This window comes from Rhodococcus erythropolis R138 (assembly GCF_000696675.2).
Taxonomy (GTDB): domain Bacteria; phylum Actinomycetota; class Actinomycetes; order Mycobacteriales; family Mycobacteriaceae; genus Rhodococcus_F; species Rhodococcus_F erythropolis.
This window is the reverse complement of the sequence record NZ_CP007255.1, coordinates 5,649,407-5,668,252: the sequence shown is the minus strand read 5'-3', so window position 1 is coordinate 5,668,252 and position 18,846 is coordinate 5,649,407. Positions and strand designations below refer to the sequence as shown.

Here is an 18,846-nt window from a genome sequence, read left to right as displayed (position 1 = left end):
GCCAAGCGTTCATTGAGTAGACACTCACTCACTTCGCTATCCAGTGAACTATCTCCAGTTCACAGGTTCAAGGGATCTTGAATATCAACACAGAACTGATCGACTGCTGACCATCTGAAGAAAATTCGTTCACTGAATGGACGCTAGGATGAACTCATGCCTACTCACGAGCAATCACCGGCCATGGTCGCGCGGGTGGCGGCACTTCTGCGAGCCCTCGGCGCGTCTGAGCCAACGGGCATTTCCACCACTGAATTGGGCAAGGTCACCGGCCTCGCTCGGCCCACCGCGCACCGACTGCTCACGTCTTTGGCTGCCGAAGGACTGGTCGACCGTGACGCACGAACCGGTCGGTGGTCTCTCGGCCCGGAGTTGTACCTCCTGGGCGCCGCGGCCGGAAATCGGTACGACATCACCGACCGCGCTCGCGACATCGTCGACGACCTCGCCCGGGTCACGGGGGAGAGTGCATTCCTCTCGGCACGTCGCGGCGACGAGACCGTCTGCATCTTGAGTCAGGAAGGCAGTTTTCCGCTGCGATCTCACGTGCTGCACGAGGGGAAGCGATTCCCGTTGGGGGTCGCGTCGGCGGGGCTTGCCATCTTGAGCCACCTGCCGACGCGGGACGTCGACGACTATTTCGCCCGAGCGAATCTGGAGTCGGAATGGGGTGAGATCCACAGTGAGGCATCAATCCGCGAGCGAATCGAGTCGACGCGTGTCACCGGCTATGCCGTCAATCCAGCCCTCATCGTCGAGGGAAGCTGGGGGATGGGTGCCGCGGTGTTCGACCGCAACGGGCGCCCGGACTGGGCGCTGAGTCTGACCGGAGTGGAAACCCGCTTTCGGCCCGCGCGTCATGCCGAGTTGGGAACGCTACTTCTCGAGTACGCTCATACGCTGTCGAACCGCCTGAAAACGCATGCAGTGATCTAACTTTCGGGTACCGGTTCGTGCGCAGTAGTAGTTTTTGCCTTCGTGCGTACGTGCGCCTTTTCGCCCTGCGGGCCGAACAGATGCAAGATCTCCACGACCTGTTCATCGGCGGGCCCGAACCAATGGGGCTCGGCGGTGTCGAACTCCGCGACTTCACCGGGGTGCAGGACAACCTCGTTCGTACCCAGAATGAGACGCAGATCCCCGGCGAGGACGTAGAGCCATTCGTAGCCGGCGTGGGTGACGAGCTTCAGTGGACGTGGACCGATCACCTGTTTGAACACCTGCACGCGTCCGGGATAGCGCGTCAACGGAACGACGGCACTGCCGTTCTTGCGTCGGCTCGGGGTGAGATGGACCCGAGGATCGCCCGTGGCGGGAGCGCCGACGAGTTGGTCCAGCGCGACCCGGTGAGCACGCGCGAGCGGTAACAGCAGATCGAGGGTGGGACGACGCTTACCCGATTCGAGTCGCGACAGTGCGCTGACGGAGATTCCGGTGGCGTCGGACAGGGCCTCGAGGGTCAGATCGCGATCCCGACGAAGCGTTCGCAGTCTCGGTCCGATATCGGTAAGCAACTGCTCGAGTTCGGCGTCCATGCGCTCATCTTTGCAGTTTCTGCAAATTTCTTACCGGCTTTGCAGGCCGGGTTGCGACGATCCTTTCGACTGGCGAGCACGGCAGAACACTTCGAGAGATGGAGTCCGAGATGAAACCTTCGAGCGGGATCGACGAACCGCAAGTGATCGGACTTGACGCACGCCGCCGGTGGGGCATTCTGGCCATCTGCTGCACGAGCTTGTTCGTCGTCGGGTTGGACACGACCATCGTCAACGTCGCTCTCCCCGCGATCGGGGAGGGATTCGGCGTCGGAACCGTTGGTCTCGAATGGATCGTCAACGCGTACACACTCGTCTTGGCGAGCTTGCTGATCTCGTCCGGCGCCCTGGCCGACAGGTTTGGTAGAAGGCGGATCTTCCAGATCGGACTGGTCGTTTTCGGGGTGGCGTCGATCGTCTGCGCGCTGGCCCCGTCGGTGGGAGTTCTGATTGCGGCGAGGATCGCGCAGGGAGTCGGTGGGTCGATGCTCAGTCCGGTGGCCCTGGCGATCGTCGTCAACGTGATGACCGACCCGAAGGAGCGAGCCAAGGCGATCGGCGTGTGGGCTGCGGTCTTCGGTCTGAGCATGGCAGCAGGACCGATAGTCGGCGGAGTCCTCATCGAGAGCTTCGGTTGGAGATCCGTTTTCTGGATCAACGTGCCCGTCATCGCAGTCGTTCTTGTGCTGACCGCGGTGTTCGTACCGCAGTCCCGGGCTGAACAACCTCGACGTCTCGACTTACCGGGGCAGGTGCTTCTGATGGTCGTCGTGGGCGGATCCGTGGCGCTGCTCATCGAAGGCCCACGAATCGGGTGGCTGGCCTCCGGCGCAATCGCGGGTTACGTCGCCGTCGCTGCCGCGCTGGCAGCGTTCGTCCGCGTCGAATCGCGAAAGAGCGAGCCGCTCATGGACCCCTCGCTGTTTCGGCACCGACCGTTCACCGGGGCAGTCCTCGGCGCGATCGTGGTGTTCGTGGCACTCAACGCGACGCTGCTTCTGGGCACCTTCTACCTTCAACAGGCGCGTGAAATGACTCCCGCCGCCGCGGGCGCGATGACACTACCGATGGCAGTCGCCGCAACCATCTGTGCGCCGTTGTCGGGGATTCTCGTCGGACGCTTCGGTGCACGATTGCCGTTGCTGATCGCCGGAAGCTTCACCGCGCTCGGCGGACTGTGCCTGGTCTCTCTCGACAACAGCACAGGCACTGCGACGTTGCTAATTGCGTACCTGTTCCTCGGTATCGGCTTCGGCTTCTCGAATGCTCCGATCACCAACACCGCCGTCAACGGACTACCGAGAGCGCAGGCAGGCCTTGCCGGCGGGATCACCTCCAGTGCAAGGCAGTTCGGCGCTGCTCTCGGTGTGGCGCTGGCCGGCGGCATGATCGCCGGCAGCGCACAATCAGACATCGCCGAGGCATCGAGAGCGGGTTGGATCCTTGTTGTCGCCTGTGGGCTCGTGGTTCTTGTCATCGCCCTGATGTCAGGAGGTTCCGAGAAGACGAAGGGGTGAGGAGTGTGAGTTCACCCTGCGCGGGTGATTCCAACGCCGCTGCCGCCGGATAGAGATTATGGGTATCTGATCGTCGTATCCGAGCGGGGAGTGCCATGTGCCAGACACCTAAGGACGCAACACCGGCCACCGTGACGGTGAATCGCGAAGCGGTCACGCGGTACGCCATGGATGACCGGCAAGATTTTGTCGACGCGGATCGTGGCTTGATCGCACCGTTGCCTGGCAATGTTCTCGGCGACGACGGGCATGTGGTCTTCGACCCCGAGGCATTGGCGTACATCGGTGACGACGTTCCGGCGCCGGACACCGTCAATCCCAGTTTGTGGCGCCAGAGTCAGGTAATTCGCCGGGGTGGGCTCTACCAGGTGACGGATCGCCTCTACCAGGTGAGAAACAACGACATCGCAAACCTGACGGTCGTCGAGGGTGACGAAGGCCTGATCATCATCGACTGCATGGCGGGAGTCGAATCAGCGCGCCAGGGCATGAAGATGATTCGCGAGCACGTCAGCGACAAGCCGGTTGCAGCGATCATCTACACGCACACCCATATCGACCACTACGGCGGAGTCAAAGGCATTATCGACGTCGAGGACGTTGCATCGGGAAAGGTGCCGATCATCGCGCCGGGCACGATCGCATCGTTCGACAAGTTCGCAATCGGCGAGAATGTTGTCGCCGGCAATGCCATGGCGAGGCGGTCGTTCTATGCCTTCGGCGGATTGCTCGACCTCGGTCCGAAAGGGGCGGTCTCGTGCGGGATCGGCGTGCTCAGCACCAAAGGCCCTCAGATCTCGTATATTTCCCCCACCGACGGCATCACCGAAACCGGAACGAAGCGAGAAATTGCGGGTCTGGAGTTCGAATTCCTCTATGCACCCGATACCGAGGCTCCGGAGGAGATGCACATCTGGATCCCCGAACTCGCCGCACTGACGTGTGCGGAGAACGCAAATCATTCACTCCACAACATCCAGACCCTGCGCGGTGCACGTACCCGCGATGCCCGTAATTTCGCGCGATACCTGGACGAGACTTTGGAACGGTGGGGCGACGATGCGGCGGTTCACTACGGACCGCACACCTGGCCGGTGTGGGGCAACGAGAACCTCGTTGGCTTCATCGAATCACAAAGGGATACCTACAAATACATTCACGACCAGGCGCTCCGGCTGGCGAACAAGGGATACACGCCGCTCGAAGCCGCCGAGGTGATCGAGCTACCCGAGGAGCTCGGCCGCAAGTGGCACAACCGCGGGTACCACGGAACTCTGCATCATGACGTGCGTGCCGTGTACACCAAGGAACTGGGAATGTGGGACGGCGATCCGGTGACGCTTCATCCACATCCACCGGTCGAGTCGGCGAAGAGGTTCGTCGATCTCCTTGGCGCGCAGAAGATCCTGGATGAGGGTAAGCGAGCATTCGACGCCGCGGACTACCGGTGGGCGGCAGAGATCCTGCACAAGTTGGTGTTCGCTCAACCGGAGAACACCGAGGCGAAGAACCTTCAGGCTGACGTCTACGAGCAGATGGGGTATCAAGCCGAGGGACCTCAGTGGCGAGGTATCTACCTTTCGGCAGCGTTGGAATTGCGTGAGGGCTCGCAACCCCCGCCGTACATCACTGCGAGCGAAGACAGCGTCCTCGCGATGCCCATCGATATCTTGTTCGACTTCGTAGCAGTGCATCTCATCGGAGACAAGGCAACTGACGTCGACCTCCACATCGATTTCGTGTTCACCGATCACGACGACGAGACCTGGACGGCCTGGGTCAGGCGCGGCGTCCTCAATGCCCGCCGGGGAGCGGCGTCGAACACGCAACTGACGGTGTCCGGGCCGAAAGCTGCACTGATCGGCGCACTTCTGCAACCGGGCGCGGCTGCGGAACTTGCCAAAGCCGGGAAGATTTCGCTCACCGGAGACGAATCGGCGCTGGAGACATTGGGAGGGCTGCTGGATACCTTCGATCCCAGTTTCAATATCGTCACGCCGTGAGGAAGGGATAGTTTTCGATGTGTACACGCTTGGTCTACTTGGGGCCCAACGACACTGTGATCACTGCTCGATCGATGGATTGGAAGGTCGATCTCGGAACCAATCTCTGGGCATTTCCGCGGGGCATGACGCGCGAGGGTTGCGCGGGTCCGAACTCGATTCAGTGGACGTCGAAATACGGAAGTGTTGTCGCAACGGCCTACGACATGTGCACAACCGATGGGGTCAACGAGGCAGGACTGTCTGCAAATCTCTTGTGGTTGGTCGAGTCCGAGTACCCGGCATACGACGGCTCGACTCCGGGTCTGTCCATCGCAGCGTGGGCGCAGTATGTTCTGGATTGTTTTGCGACAGTTCAGGAAGCAGTCGAGGTGTTGGCAGCGGAACCGTTCACCGTCGTGACTGCTGCTGTTCCCGGTGAAGACCGTCTCGCTACCCTTCACATGTCACTCTCGGATGCTAGGGGAGACAGTGCGATCATCGAATACGTCGGTGGACGCGCGACTATTCATCACAGCCGTGAGTACCAGGTGATGACAAATTCTCCGATCTTCGATCAGCAACTCGCGGTCAACGAGTACTGGAAGCAGATCAACGGGACTGTGATGCTGCCCGGAACGAACCGTGCCGCTGACAGATTCGCCCGCGCGTCGTTCTACGTGGATGCGATACCGCAGACGGACGATCCGCGGTCCGCGTTGGCGTCGACGTTCAGTGTCATTCGCAATGTCTCGGTGCCGCTGGGTATTTCGACTCCAGACGAGCCCAACATCTCGTCGACCCGCTGGCGTACGGTGGTCGATCACAAACGCACGCTCTATTTCTTCGAGTCTGCGATGACCCCGAATACGTTCTGGGTGGATGTGGCGTCGATGGATCTCGGGGAGGGGACGCCCGTCCGCAAGCTCGGGCTGGGCCCGAACGAGAGCACGGTCTACTCCGGGGACTCCACCGACCAGTTCGAACGGGCGGAGGCATTCACGTTCGCAGGAGCGTAGGGATTCGGGGACCCACGAAAACCCAATTGTGAAACTTCTTGACATTTCTACTCCGTTCAGATGAAACTTTGTTGCATATTCGGGTTTCGTCAACGGAGGACGGCATGGGCATCACAGTGCAGACACGGAACGATGGTGCGCAGCTCAAACGGCGCAGGGCGCTCGTCGCCGGCTCCGTCGGAAATTTCATCGAGTGGTACGAGTTCGGTGTGTACGGGTTCTTCGCGACGATCATCGCGTCGAACTTCTTCAGCGCCGACGGCTCCGGCGACCTCGAAAGCCTGATCAAGACCTACGCGTCGTTTGCGCTGGCCTTCTTCTTCCGCCCAGTGGGGGCCGCACTCTTCGGTCGACTCGGTGACCGCATCGGCCGACGCCCCACCTTGGTGATCGTTCTTCTGCTGATGTCGGGTGCGACGACCCTGATCGGTGTGCTCCCCACCTACGAGAGCGTCGGAATTCTGGCACCGCTGCTCTTGACGGTCCTTCGGATCCTCCAGGGATTGTCGGCCGGAGGCGAGTTCGGCGGCGCGGTGTCGGTGATGACCGAGTTTGCGCCCCCGGGACGACGCGGACTGTACGGGTCGTGGCAATCGTTCACGGTCGCGCTCGGATTGCTCGCCGGTGCCGGAATCGCGGCGCTCCTCGCGACAGTTCTCGACTCCGGTCAGCTCAACGACTGGGGCTGGCGCATCCCGTTCCTCCTTGCACTTCCGATGGGCCTGGTTGCCCTGTGGCTCAGGCTCCGACTCGAAGAAACGCCGTCGTTCGAGCGTGCCCGCGCAGTCCAGTCCGAACCGACAGTTGATGCGGCGACGCCGGTAGCGCAGCCGACCGTCGGCGAGACCGCCAGGGCGATCCTGCTCGGCATCGGTCGGTTGATGGGCTGGTCTGCGGCAGGTTACACGTTCCTCGTCGTGATGCCGACTTATCTTCAGAGTTCACTCAACGCGACATTCCATCAGGCACTGGTTGCTTCGGTACTTGCCAATGCCGGCTTCGCGGTGACGATTCCGCTTGCGGGCGGGCTCAGTGATCGCATCGGGAGACGCGCGGTCATGCTCACCGGCACCGTTTTGATCTTGGTCCTTGCGTTGCCGCTGCTCAACGTCCTGCAGAATGAGCAGACGTCTCTGACCGCCAAGGGATTTGCAGTGTTTGCCGCCGGCGCCGCAGTGGGACTTGTCGCCGGACCCGGACCCGCCATGCTCTCCGAGATGTTCCCCACCTCGGTCCGGTACACCGGATTAGGACTCGCATACTCCCTGTCCAACGCGGTCTTTTCGGGCTGCGCCGGTCTGATAATCACATGGCTGATCAAGGAAACTTCCAATCTCGATATTCCGGCCTACTTCGTGATGGCAACGTGCGCCGTCAGCGCGATCGCTTTGAGTACCTTGCGAGGAAATGCCCACAAGCGGGCACTCGTCGACTGACCGCAGCTTGCCCGAATGCCGAAACGATCCGAGTAAGGGAAATTTCATGAGAGTCATCGGCCTGATGTCCGGTACTTCGTACGACGCTATCGATGCTGCCGCAGCAGATATCCGGATCGACGGGGACACTCTTGTGCTGACCCCACTGGGGATGGTCAGCGAACCATATTCCGGTGAGTTGCGGGCAGCGGTGGCCGCTGCGGTACCGCCTGCGTCCACCACTGTCGGTCAGATCTGCCAACTCGACACCGAGATCGGGCAGGCATTCGCGGCCGTGGCTGCGCGGGCGAACGCGGAACTGTGTGGCGGCAGTGCGGAATTGATCTCCTCACATGGGCAGACGATGTTCCACTGGGTCGAAGGAGCGCAAGTAAAGGGCACTCTCCAACTCGGGCAGCCGGCCTGGATAGCCGAGAAGACCGGATGCACCGTCGTGTCGGACCTGCGCTCTCGCGACGTGGCGACGGGTGGACAGGGTGCACCATTGGTCAGCGCGTTCGACGTATTGTGGCTCAACGGAAGAACTTCGGGTTCCGTCGCGCTCAATCTCGGTGGCATCGCGAACGTCACTGCTCCGGGTGGCGGCGGTACGACGGCAGATGGTCCCGCAGTACCGATTGCCTTCGACACCGGCCCGGCAAATGCGCTGATCGACGCGGCGGTAAGCGAATTCACTGCGGGGGAGCAGTGGTTCGACCTCGGTGGCGCGCTGGGTGCAGCCGGCACGCCGAACGTCGATCTGCTCGCACATCTACTGAGCGAACCGTATTACACGCAGCCCGCTCCCAAGAGCACGGGCAAAGAATTGTTTCATCGGGACTATCTGCTCGCCGCTCTGCGGGGCTACGAGTCGTTGTCTCTGGCAGACATCGTCGCGACTCTGACTGCACTTACGGCCCGGACCGTCGCCGATTCCGTCAAAGCACTCGCGGCCACCGAAGTGGTGGTGTCAGGTGGTGGCACCAAGAATCCGACGTTGATGGCGATGCTCCGTGACGAACTGGGCGACATCGCGCTTGTCTCTTCGGACGAACTCGGAGTCACCTCCGACATCAAGGAAGCATTGGCTTTCGCGGTTCTCGGCTTCCTCACCGCACACGGATTGCCCGGCAGTATTGCGTCGTGCACCGGTGCGCGTCACGCCAGTGTGCTCGGATCTTTGACGCCAGGAAGCCGTGGGCTGCCTAGAATCACATCGGTGCCGTCAGCTCCGAAAACGATGCGAATCGAGGCGTTATGACTTTGGACCGGAGTGCTCCGGCGTCCGTCGACCTGCTTGCTCGTATTCGCGCATCACTGAGCAGCCTCTCACCTGCCGAGCTGCGGATCGCCGAAATCATCGAAGCCGACCCCAGCCTGGCGTCCACACTGACGGTCAACGATCTTGCCGAACGAGCGTCGACAAGCACGGCGACAGTGGTCCGCACAGCCAAAAGGCTCGGCTTCGAGGGGTATCCCCAGCTTCGTCTGGCATTGGCGGCCATCAGCGGTTCCGCGTCAAGTGATTCGATTCCACTCGGTGTGGACATCGTTGCCGCCGACTCTGCCAGTGAAGTCATGGCCAAACTCGCCGAGTTCGAATCCGAACAACTCAAGGGCACAGCACAATTGACTGACCCTGTTGCACTCGAAGCAGTGGTGTCGCGGATCCGATCCGCCCGCCGGGTCGAGGTGTACGGCATCGGCGCGTCAGGCATCGTCGCGCAAGACCTCACGTTGAAGCTCTCGCGTATCGACGTCAACTGCCGGGTTCATCTCGACCGAGACGCGGCGATGGTCAGCGCCAGTTTGCTCGGACCGGACGACATAGCAGTGGGAATCTCGCATTCCGGCGAGACTTCTGATGTGGTCGAACCGCTTGCCCTTGCCCGTCGTACCGGGGCGTCGACGGCCGCGATCACCGGCGGGGCGCGGTCGACGCTCGCTGTGCAGTCACACCACGTTCTACTCACTGCCGGTAGAGAATTCGGTTTCCGGTCGGCAGCAATGGCAAGCCGCACCGGCCAGCTGTTGGTAGTCGACACAATTTTTGCGATGGTCGCGCACTCGCTGCCGAGCGCCCTGTCTGCGCTGCAACGAAGTCATGATGCCATTGCTTCGAAGCGTCACTGACGAGGAGTCGTCGCTGTGATTACTGACGAGGAGTCGTCGTAGTGAAATTTGATCGAGGAGGACTCGCCACAATGCAATTGGACATGCTGTCTACCGAGAGACCGAACCCTCTCACCCGCGATCTCGACGTCATGTCGGTGTCGGATCTGCTGACGGTGATGAACCAGCAGGACGCAATCGTGGCCGACGCGGTCGCGGCGGTGTTACCGGCCATCGAAGCCGCAGTCGATTCGATCGTCACCGCTCGGGCACAAGGTGGTCGGCTGATCTACCTGGGAGCTGGGACCAGTGGGCGTCTGGGAGTGCTCGACGCGGTGGAATGCCCTCCGACTTTCGGGACCGATCCAGGCGAGGTGATCGGAATCATCGCCGGTGGCCCGGGAGCGTTTCTGAACGCCGTCGAGGGAGCAGAGGACGATCCGCGAGCGGCTGGGGCCGACCTCGACGCAATCTCGTTGAACGCCACGGACGTCGTGGTGGGTCTGGCGGCGAGTGGTCGTACTCCCTATGTCATCGGGGGACTCGACCATGCCCGCGCACTCGGCGCCGCAACAGTGGCGGTCTCGTGCAACCGAAATGCGGCAATGAGTTCGCACGCCGGAGTGGCCATCGAAGTGGAGACCGGCCCCGAGATCCTCACCGGATCGACGAGGCTCAAGGCCGGGACTGCACAGAAGATGGTGTGCAACATGCTTTCGACGGCAAGCATGGTCCGTTCCGGCAAGGCGTTTCACAACCTGATGGTCGACCTTCGGCCTACCAACGCCAAACTGGTCGATCGTGCAAACCGGATCGTCGCGGCAGCCACCGGAGTGGATACCGAGATCGCTTCGGAGACCATCGAGAATGCCGACGGTCATGTGAAGGCAGCGGTCGTCATGTTGTTGGCCGAATGCGACTTCGCCGAAGCAACCGAATTGTTGGATCGCGCTTCGGGTTCCGTACGCGAGGCCATCGTCGGAGCCGGCAAGAGCAGAGAGGAAGCCTGAATGGAAATCGTCATAGTTCCCAGTCCGGAAGACGGCGGGCGAATCGCTGCCGACATCGTTTGCGGCGCAATCGAAAAAGGAGCGCGGACGCTCGGCCTCGCGACGGGATCGTCACCGCTGCACACGTATCGGGAGCTGATCAAGCGGCATCGAGAATCGGGAGTGTCGTTCGCGGCGATGAGCGCGTATCTTCTCGACGAGTACGTAGGTCTCACGCCCGATCAGCCGCAGTCCTACGCGCACACCATCCGCACGGAACTCGTCGATCACCTCGACATCGACAATGCGCGAGTGTTCAGCCCCGATGGGGGAGCCGCGGATCCCAGTGAAGCTGCACGGCGTTACGACGCTGCCATCGTCGACAACGGTCCCATCGACGTGCAGATTCTCGGCATCGGTCTCAACGGGCACATCGGCTTCAACGAGCCGTCCTCCTCACTCACATCGCGTACCCGAGTGAAGACCTTGACCGAGAGGACCCGCGCCGACAACGCGCGGTTCTTCGCAGACCCAGCCGATGTGCCGCATCACGTGATCACGCAGGGTCTCGGAACCATCAGTGATGCAAAGCATCTTGTGCTGATTGCGGAGGGGGCGCGCAAAGCCCCCGCGGTCCGGGCTGCGATTGAAGGTCCGGTGTCGGCGTTCTGCCCGGCATCGGTACTTCAGTTGCATCCGCACGTGACAGTCGTCGTCGACGAGGCAGCGGCCGGTGAACTCCAACTAGCGGACTTCTACCGCTACACAACCGAGCACAAGCCGGCCGAGCAGGGTTACTGAAAAGCGGGTTACTGAAAAGCGGACTTGATCTCCAGCGCAGTTGAGGTCCTAGTCTCGGGGCATGATCAACGCTAGAGGTTCAGCGGTATCCCCGCCGGCGGCGCCCCGGATTTTCTCACCACCGCTCAGGGTCGCGATCGTCGGAGCGGGGCCGGCGGGAATCCACGCTGCCGGCGCTCTCGCTGAACTGGCTCCTGGCACCAAGATAGACATGTTCGAGCGTCTACCGACGCCGTACGGACTCGTGCGCTACGGTCTCGCCCCAGGGCACGCCGAGTCCGAAAAGTTCGTCGCTTCTCTGCACACCGTGCTGGTCGCCAGTGACTTCCGGCTGTTCTGCAACGTAGAGATCGGAAAGGACCTTTCCGTCGAGGACCTACGTTCTTCCTACGACGCGGTGATCATTGCAACCGGTGCGCCGCGGGATGCACTACTCGACATTCCAGGCGTCGAGCTTCCCGGTTCATTCGGGGCCGCCGATTTTGTCGGTTGGTACAACGATCACCCCGACGCCCCCCAACATTGGCCCTTGCACGCCGAGTCGGTGGCAGTGATCGGCGGCGGCAATGTCGCGCTCGATGTCACGCGGATGCTCCTCGTAGAGGCGCAATCGCTGCAGGCCACGGACGTCTCCGACGAAGTTCGGGAAGGGATCGCCGGCAGTCGCGTTCGTGAGGTACACATCTTTGTCCGGCGCGGACCCGCCGACGCTCGCTTCTCCCCGAACGAGTTGCGCGCTCTCGGTGAACTACCCGGCGTAGATGTTGTCGTCGATGCTGCCGATGTCGCGCCGGACCGGCATATCGAGCGGATGACAAAACAGTTGGTGCACACCCGACTGGCAGTCGAGACACTCCGTGGTTTCGCGGACACTGCACCTGCCGACCGAACTGCCCAGCGTCGAGTTCACCTGCACTTCTACCGAAAGCCCGTGGAGATTCTCGGTAACGGGAAAGTCGAGGCACTCCGCGTCGAGCGGACTGACCCCGACGGCTACGGTCACGTCACCGCTTCGGGTGTCTGTACCGACTATCCGGTTCAAGCTGTGTACCGGGCAATCGGATTTCTCGGCACGCCACTTGCCGGGGTGCCCTTCGATCACGGGCGCGGCATAGTTTCGCACCGGAGCGGCGCGGTGGTCGACGAGAGCGGTCTACCGATCGCGGGCTTGTTCGTGACCGGTTGGATGAAGCGCGGTGCCGCGGGGCTGATCGGTGCGGCGCGGCCAGACGCTCGCCAAACAGTCGAAACGATGCTGCGCCAACTTGATTCGTTCGGCGGGCGTCGGGTAGATCGCAACCGGATCGAGGAGGTCCTCGCGGCCGGCGATCTGTTTCCCGTCGATTGGGAAGGATGGCTTCGTATCGATGCCGCCGAGAAGGACCTCGGTGTCGAGCACGGACGTCCACGCGTCAAGATCGGTGACCGCGAAGAACTCGTTCGTATCGGCACGAAGTCGGCAGTTCACGCCGAATAGATTCGCTGGGGTCAGAGGTACCGCCGGGGTTACGCTGAAATGAGTCGCCTCGATTCATCGTGCTCGAGGTGCGGAGCAGAACTCATGAATGAACGTGGTGCGCAGGCCAGTGACGCGACAGTCGCGAGCGGGCCCCTGACCGAACGGGGCACCGTCACCGAGTTGCGCCTGTCCGCACTGCCGGTAGTACGCGGCGAATCGAACGATGCCGACGGTCTCGGGCGCCTGGTCGGGGACTGGGAGGCGGGACGAACCCCGTCCGACCTGAGTGAATATCTGCCCGATCCAGCCAAGATTCGTCGGGGCGCGCTGATCGAACTGGTCGGAATCGACATGGAGTACCGCTGGCTGAAGAATGACGGTCCGAAACGACTCACGGAGTATTGCGCCGAGTACCCGGAATTGCTCGAAGAGCCACTACCGGCCGAGCTTCTGTACGAGGAGTTCCGGCTGCGGAAGCAGGGCGGGGAGGACGTCGTAGCGGCCGAGTACCTCAGCGAGTTCCCTTTGCAGGCAGAGGGTTTCGAGCGGTTGTTCGACCGTGATTCGATGGCCGGCCGCGAAGACGTGATGATGTTGGGGCTCTCGGGTTTCGACGAGTTCGAGATCGGGCAGCGCCTCGATGATTTCGAACTGGTGTTGGAACTCGGGCACGGTGCATTCGCCCGAGTGTTCCTGGCACGGCAACTGTCGATGCAGCGGTGGGTTGCGTTGAAAATCTCGCGCAACGTCGGAGTCGAGCCGCAGACTCTCGCCCAACTCGACCATCCCAACATCGTTCGCGTCTTCGATCAACGGCTGCTCGAGGAACGCGCACTGCGAGTTCTGTTCATGGAATACGTGCCAGGCGGGACCTTGCTCGACGTGGTCAAACTTGTCCGCGTGACACCGCAGGCTCAGCGGTCCGGACAACTACTTCTCGACGCCATCGATCAGACCCTGGCGAAAAAGGGGGAGATGAAACCGAGCGAGACGAGTTTACGGAACGAGATCGCAGCGATGTCGTGGCCGGAGACCGTGGCCTGGATGGGAATGAGACTGGCCGACGCCCTCGAGTACGCGCGTGAGCACGGCGTACTACATCGGGACATCAAGCCGGCGAACGTACTTCTCAGTGTCGAAGGCATTCCCAAACTCGCTGACTTCAACGTCAGTTCGAGCGAGGAGGTCTCGACCGAGGACGCTGCCTGTTTTGTCGGAGGCTCGCTCGCCTACATGTCTCCAGAGCAGTTGGAGGCCTGTGCCGTGGGGTCTCCCGGCACACTCGACACCCGTAGCGACATCTATGCACTCGGTGTGATGCTGTGGGAACTCCTCACCGGGAGTAGGCCTTTCACGGACGACGGCACGGGGGAGAACCCACCGTCGCCCAAGAAGGCGCTCGAGGCACGTCGGCGTGGGGTGGATCCCGCGGCCGAGGCCCGGTTACCGGACGACTGCCCGCCGGCGCTGCGCCGAGTACTGGTGAAGTCTCTTTCGCCCGAGAGAGACGGAAGGTGGTCTGGCGGACGAAAGCTTGCCCGTCAGTTCGCACTGTGTCTGGACCGGTCTGCCCGGAACCTGGTGGACCCACCGGAAGGGAGCCCGCGTTCGACGTTGTGGAAGTGGGCACTGCCGATTCTTCTGGCCGCGATCGGAATTCCGAATCTCCTGGCGGCGGGCTACAACTACTACTACAACAAGATGCTGATCATTTCGGGACTCTCGCCCCAGGCTCAGCAGCACCTCGAGCAGGTTCATCTGGTCATCGGGGTGGCCGCGTTCTCACTCGGTGCCGCGGCGATCCTGTATTGGTGCCGGCTTGCGCTCACTGTGCCTCACGGACTGCGTCACGGTCAGACGTACAGCGCGGAGGTCTTGAACAAAGCCCGTACCGCGACGCTGAACGTCGGACACCGCGCGGTGGTGATCGCATTCGGTCTGTGGGTCCTGGCCGGTATCGCATATCCAGTTGCGTTGCAGATTGCCGCCGGAGGTATTCCGCAACGAGCATACGTGCACCTGATGTCGTCGCTGGCAGTGTGCGGCGCCGTCGCAGTCGCGTATCCGTTCTTCATCCTGACGTACTACTCGGTTCGATGTCTGTATCCGATCTTGTTGTCACACGGCGAGTTACGAAGCGACGACGGACGCGATATTCGCTCGTTGGGTCGGAGCAGCACGCGTTACCTCGCAGTCGCGGCGTCGGTTCCACTGGTGGGAATCGCGGGACTCAGTTTTGTCGGTTCCGGGGCCGGGGAGGAACTCAACGCAACCGTCCGTGCGCTGTGTCTGGGCGGGATCGCGGGCTTCATCGTTGTGTATCAACTGTTTCGACGGATCGAAAGTGATCTCCGAGCACTGCTGCGCGTTGTGTCTCTCGAGGTGTCGGCGTCTCCGTAATTGCCTGACAACCGCACCCGGGTTGGCCTATTTGGCAGTGCTCTTGCGCGGTCGGCTGCGACGAACTGCTTTGGTGGGCGGCGGAGACTTCTCTTCTGATTCTTCCTGAGGGTCGTCGCGCCAGTGAATCTCGATTTCTATCTCGACCTCGTTGCCGTCGACTTCGATCTCGAGTTCCCACCGAACCTGTTCCGGAACACTGATTTCGATCGAGTCCCCACCCGACCCCAGTTCCACTTCCGATCCACTGGCGAGGGCCTGGCCGAGGGCGATGAGTCGGTCGGCGACTTCCTGCCGTGAGAGTTGTGACTTCCTCTTGATCTCCAATTTGGGCACGATCACTCCTGACCTCGGCGGATTCTCCCCTTCACCGTAGTTGGAACAAACGGAAGATTGTTACCTTTGGACGATGTCGACCCGCTACCACGTCACCTCCGCCTTGAACCGTGCGTCGATCCAGCGGTATGGATTGGACTGGCGCCGAATGGGCTCGGCTCGCGGAATCGCAGGAAGTCTACGAGCAGAGCAGGAGGGATGCTTCCTCGCCAGCGACGAGGGCGAACGGGACTGGTTTGTCAGAATGAACAACACCGGCGGCGCGGTTGACGTATGGGAAGTCGACGGTATCGACGCTGCATCTCTTGTTCAGTCGCCGGAGGGGCACTACTACTTCCCCGGCGTCATCGCCGCCGCTGAACTGCGACTGGCGCAACAAGACCTACCCCCAGTTCATCTCCCATGATTCCCGGGCCCGTTCGTCCTGTTCGGAGCGCTGACGAATCGGTCGGCAAATCCGCGTAGGCGAGGATTTTCGCGAAAGTCTGGGTTCAGTCCAGAAGATTGCGCAATAGTGGAAAGGTGCCTTCGACGCCGGATTATGCAGCCCAACTGCGTAACGCTGAGCTTCGCGTGACTCGTCCCAGGGTCACGGTGCTCGAGGTTGTGCATGCACGCCCACACGCAGCCACCGAGACTGTCTTCGATGCTGTGCGGGCTGTTCTGCCGGGGGTGTCGCGGCAGGCGGTCTACGACGTGTTGCACGCTCTCACCGACGCCGGGCTGATCAGGCGGATCCAACCGTCCGGATCGGTGGCGCTGTACGAGTCTCGCGTCGGTGACAACCACCATCACGTCGTCTGCCGGTCCTGTGGGGTCGTTGCAGATGTCGACTGTGCAGTCGGAGAGGCACCGTGCTTGACGCCGTCAGCGCACAACGGCTTCATCCTCGATGAAGCCGAGGTCATCTACTGGGGCCTGTGTGCCGACTGTTCGACAACTCAGAGTTTGCGATCACACCCGTGATCGAAGTCCGTTCTACTCGCTCATGGAGGGATTACCGTGTCCGATAGTTGCCCGGTTGCTCACGATGGAAACACCGCGAGCACCAGCGAAAGTGAAAACCCCGCGATCCCGTCTCCGACACCGACCGGGAATCGTCCGAGAACCAACCGGGACTGGTGGCCGAATCAGCCGGATCTCTCTGTCTTGCATTCACATTCGTCGAAGTCGAATCCCATGGGTGCCGACTTCGACTACGCCCAGGAATTCGCCAAACTCGATGTCGAGGCGCTCAAGCGCGACGTCATCGCGCTGATGACGGCGTCGCAGGATTGGTGGCCGGCCGACTACGGACACTACGGCGGACTCTTCGTGCGTATGAGCTGGCATGCTGCCGGCACCTATCGCATCGCAGACGGCCGCGGCGGTGGCGGTCAGGGCGCTCAGCGTTTCGCCCCGCTCAACAGTTGGCCGGACAACGCCAGCCTCGACAAGGCACGTCGCCTGCTCTGGCCGGTCAAGCAGAAGTATGGAAAGCAGGTTTCCTGGGCCGACCTGCTGGTGTTCGCAGGCAACTGCGCTCTGGAGTCGATGGGGTTCAAGACCTTCGGCTTCGGCTTCGGCCGAGAAGACATCTGGGAGCCCGAGGAGATCTACTGGGGTCCTGAGGACACCTGGCTCGGCGACGAGCGCTACAGCGGAGACCGTGAGCTGTCCGGACCGCTCGGCGCAGTTCAGATGGGCCTGATCTACGTCAATCCCGAAGGACCCAACGGACAACCGGACCCGGTAGCGGCCGCCCGCGACATCCGAGAAACCTTCGCTCGCATGGCGATGAACGACGTGGAAACGGCCGCGCTGATCGCCGGCGGCCACACCTTCGGCAAGACACACGGTGCCGGTCCGGCCGACCTCGTCGGACCCGAACCGGAAGGCGCACCCGTCGAGCAACAGGGACTGGGCTGGAAGAGCGCCTTCGGTACGGGCGTGGGTAAGGACGCGATCACCAGTGGTCTCGAGGTCGTGTGGACTCCCACTCCGACGAAGTGGGACAACACTTTCCTGGAGATTCTGTACGGATACGACTGGGAGCTGACCAAGAGCCCGGCGGGTGCGTGGCAGTGGATCCCGAAGGATGGCGCGGGGGCCGGCACGATCCCGGATCCGTTCGATTCGACGGCCGGACGTACTCCGACGATGCTGACCACCGACCTCTCCCTACGCCTGGATCCGACGTACGAGAAAATCACACGGCGTTGGCTCGATCATCCCGAAGAATTCGCTGAAGAGTTCGCCAAGGCTTGGTACAAGCTCCTGCATCGCGACATGGGACCGGTCACGCGTTACCTGGGACCGTGGGTTCCCGAACCGCAGTTGTGGCAGGACCCGGTTCCCTTGGCCGATGATCAACTGATCGGGGACGAGGACATCGCGATCCTCAAGAGTCGACTTCTCGATTCCGGGCTGTCCGTCTCACAGTTGGTGTCGACCGCGTGGGCGTCGGCTGCGAGCTTCCGCAGCACCGACATGCGCGGCGGCGCCAACGGTGCTCGAATTCGCCTGGAGCCGCAGAAGAACTGGGAAGTCAACGAGCCCGCAGCCCTCTCCGCGGTGCTTCAGACCATCGAGCGAGTTCAGCAGGAATTCAACCAGGCTGGTGGAGCCAAGGTTTCACTTGCCGACCTGATCGTTCTGGGTGGTACAGCGGCAGTCGAGCAGGCCGCGAAGAACGCCGGACAAGACATCACGGTCTCGTTCACGCCGGGACGTACGGATGCAACTCAGGAGCAGACAGACGTCGACTCGTTCGAGGTACTCGAACCCCGGGCCGACGGATTCCGGAACTACCTCAAGGGAGGGGAGAAGATTCCGGCAGAGATTCTGTTGGTCGACCGCGCGTACATGCTGTCGCTGACCCCGCCCGAGGTGACAGTTCTGGTCGGCGGACTTCGCGCGCTGAACGCGAACTTCGGCAAGACCGGCCACGGGGTGTTCACCGACCGTCCCGAGACGTTGACCAACGATTTCTTCGTCAACCTTCTCGACATGGGTACCGAGTGGAAGCCGTCGAAGACGGAAGAGAACGTCTACGACGGGGTTGATCGGGCGACTGGAGATCCGAAGTACACGGCAACTGCGGTCGACCTTGTTTTCGGATCGAATTCGCAACTGCGCGCACTCTCCGAGGTGTACGCCAGCGAAGACGCGAAGCAGAAGTTCGCCGAGGACTTCGCTGCCGCCTGGACCAAGGTGATGGACCTCGACAGGTTCGACGTCAACTGATTCAGCAGATTAGCCGACGGCGCCCCGCGAGCTTTGTTCTCGCGGGGCGCCGCCGT

Annotated in this window: 16 protein-coding genes; 14 read left to right on the top strand and 2 right to left on the bottom strand. The window is 61.8% G+C overall.

Annotated elements, in window-relative coordinates; translation table 11 throughout:
- The first annotated feature begins 156 nt into the window (after positions 1-156).
- Positions 157-936 (top strand): IclR family transcriptional regulator, encoded by a 780-nt coding sequence (locus H351_RS26040; RefSeq protein ID WP_029254640.1) that lies wholly within the window; start codon positions 157-159, stop codon positions 934-936.
- Here the strand turns inward: H351_RS26040 and H351_RS26035 are convergent.
- Positions 933-1,535: a helix-turn-helix domain-containing protein gene (locus tag H351_RS26035; protein ID WP_029254641.1), complete on the bottom strand. Its 603-nt coding sequence runs from the start codon at positions 1,533-1,535 to the stop codon at positions 933-935. The genes H351_RS26040 and H351_RS26035 overlap by 4 nt on opposite strands.
- Before the next feature lie 110 nt (positions 1,536-1,645).
- Between H351_RS26035 and H351_RS26030 the strand changes: the two genes are divergently transcribed.
- The 10 genes from H351_RS26030 to H351_RS25985 all read left to right on the top strand — a co-directional run bounded on the left by H351_RS26030 (position 1,646) and on the right by H351_RS25985 (position 15,229).
- Complete coding sequence (locus tag H351_RS26030; protein ID WP_029254642.1) at positions 1,646-3,052, top strand: MFS transporter; 1,407 nt, start codon at positions 1,646-1,648, stop codon at positions 3,050-3,052.
- 95 nt (positions 3,053-3,147) lie between these two features.
- Entirely contained in the window at positions 3,148-5,055 is a 1,908-nt protein-coding gene (locus H351_RS26025) for an alkyl/aryl-sulfatase (RefSeq protein ID WP_029254643.1), read from the top strand.
- 17 nt (positions 5,056-5,072) lie between these two features.
- Positions 5,073-6,053, top strand: coding sequence for a linear amide C-N hydrolase (locus H351_RS26020; RefSeq protein ID WP_029254644.1), 981 nt, complete (start codon positions 5,073-5,075; stop codon positions 6,051-6,053).
- A gap of 104 nt (positions 6,054-6,157) precedes the next feature.
- Positions 6,158-7,489 (top strand): MFS transporter, encoded by a 1,332-nt coding sequence (locus H351_RS26015; protein ID WP_029254645.1) that lies wholly within the window; start codon positions 6,158-6,160, stop codon positions 7,487-7,489.
- A gap of 46 nt (positions 7,490-7,535) precedes the next feature.
- Positions 7,536-8,729, top strand: a complete 1,194-nt coding sequence (locus H351_RS26010; protein WP_020906499.1) for an anhydro-N-acetylmuramic acid kinase — start codon at positions 7,536-7,538, stop codon at positions 8,727-8,729.
- Positions 8,726-9,601, top strand: a complete 876-nt coding sequence (locus H351_RS26005) for a MurR/RpiR family transcriptional regulator (RefSeq protein WP_019747531.1) — start codon at positions 8,726-8,728, stop codon at positions 9,599-9,601. Before H351_RS26010 ends, H351_RS26005 begins: the two co-directional genes overlap by 4 nt.
- A 71-nt stretch (positions 9,602-9,672) precedes the next feature.
- Complete coding sequence (murQ, locus tag H351_RS26000) at positions 9,673-10,590, top strand: N-acetylmuramic acid 6-phosphate etherase (RefSeq protein WP_020968668.1); 918 nt, start codon at positions 9,673-9,675, stop codon at positions 10,588-10,590.
- Positions 10,591-11,370: a glucosamine-6-phosphate deaminase gene (gene nagB / locus H351_RS25995; RefSeq protein ID WP_029254646.1), complete on the top strand. Its 780-nt coding sequence runs from the start codon at positions 10,591-10,593 to the stop codon at positions 11,368-11,370.
- Between the two features lie 61 nt (positions 11,371-11,431).
- Positions 11,432-12,847 (top strand): FAD-dependent oxidoreductase, encoded by a 1,416-nt coding sequence (locus H351_RS25990; protein WP_029254647.1) that lies wholly within the window; start codon positions 11,432-11,434, stop codon positions 12,845-12,847.
- A gap of 84 nt (positions 12,848-12,931) precedes the next feature.
- On the top strand, positions 12,932-15,229 hold the full coding sequence (locus H351_RS25985; RefSeq protein ID WP_029254648.1) for a serine/threonine-protein kinase: 2,298 nt from the start codon (positions 12,932-12,934) through the stop codon (positions 15,227-15,229).
- A gap of 27 nt (positions 15,230-15,256) precedes the next feature.
- On the opposite strand, the gene H351_RS25980 is transcribed toward H351_RS25985, so the two are convergent.
- Positions 15,257-15,565 (bottom strand): amphi-Trp domain-containing protein, encoded by a 309-nt coding sequence (locus H351_RS25980; protein WP_024487387.1) that lies wholly within the window; start codon positions 15,563-15,565, stop codon positions 15,257-15,259.
- A gap of 244 nt (positions 15,566-15,809) precedes the next feature.
- Between H351_RS25980 and H351_RS32620 the strand changes: the two genes are divergently transcribed.
- The 3 genes from H351_RS32620 (at position 15,810) to katG (ending at position 18,790) form a co-directional block, all read left to right on the top strand.
- Complete coding sequence (locus tag H351_RS32620) at positions 15,810-15,971, top strand: hypothetical protein (protein ID WP_225989345.1); 162 nt, start codon at positions 15,810-15,812, stop codon at positions 15,969-15,971.
- Between the two features lie 116 nt (positions 15,972-16,087).
- Positions 16,088-16,531 (top strand): Fur family transcriptional regulator, encoded by a 444-nt coding sequence (locus tag H351_RS25970; protein WP_029254649.1) that lies wholly within the window; start codon positions 16,088-16,090, stop codon positions 16,529-16,531.
- Positions 16,532-16,567: 36 nt separating this feature from the next.
- On the top strand, positions 16,568-18,790 hold the full coding sequence (gene katG, locus H351_RS25965) for a catalase/peroxidase HPI (RefSeq protein WP_029254650.1): 2,223 nt from the start codon (positions 16,568-16,570) through the stop codon (positions 18,788-18,790).
- The last annotated feature ends 56 nt before the right edge of the window (positions 18,791-18,846 follow it).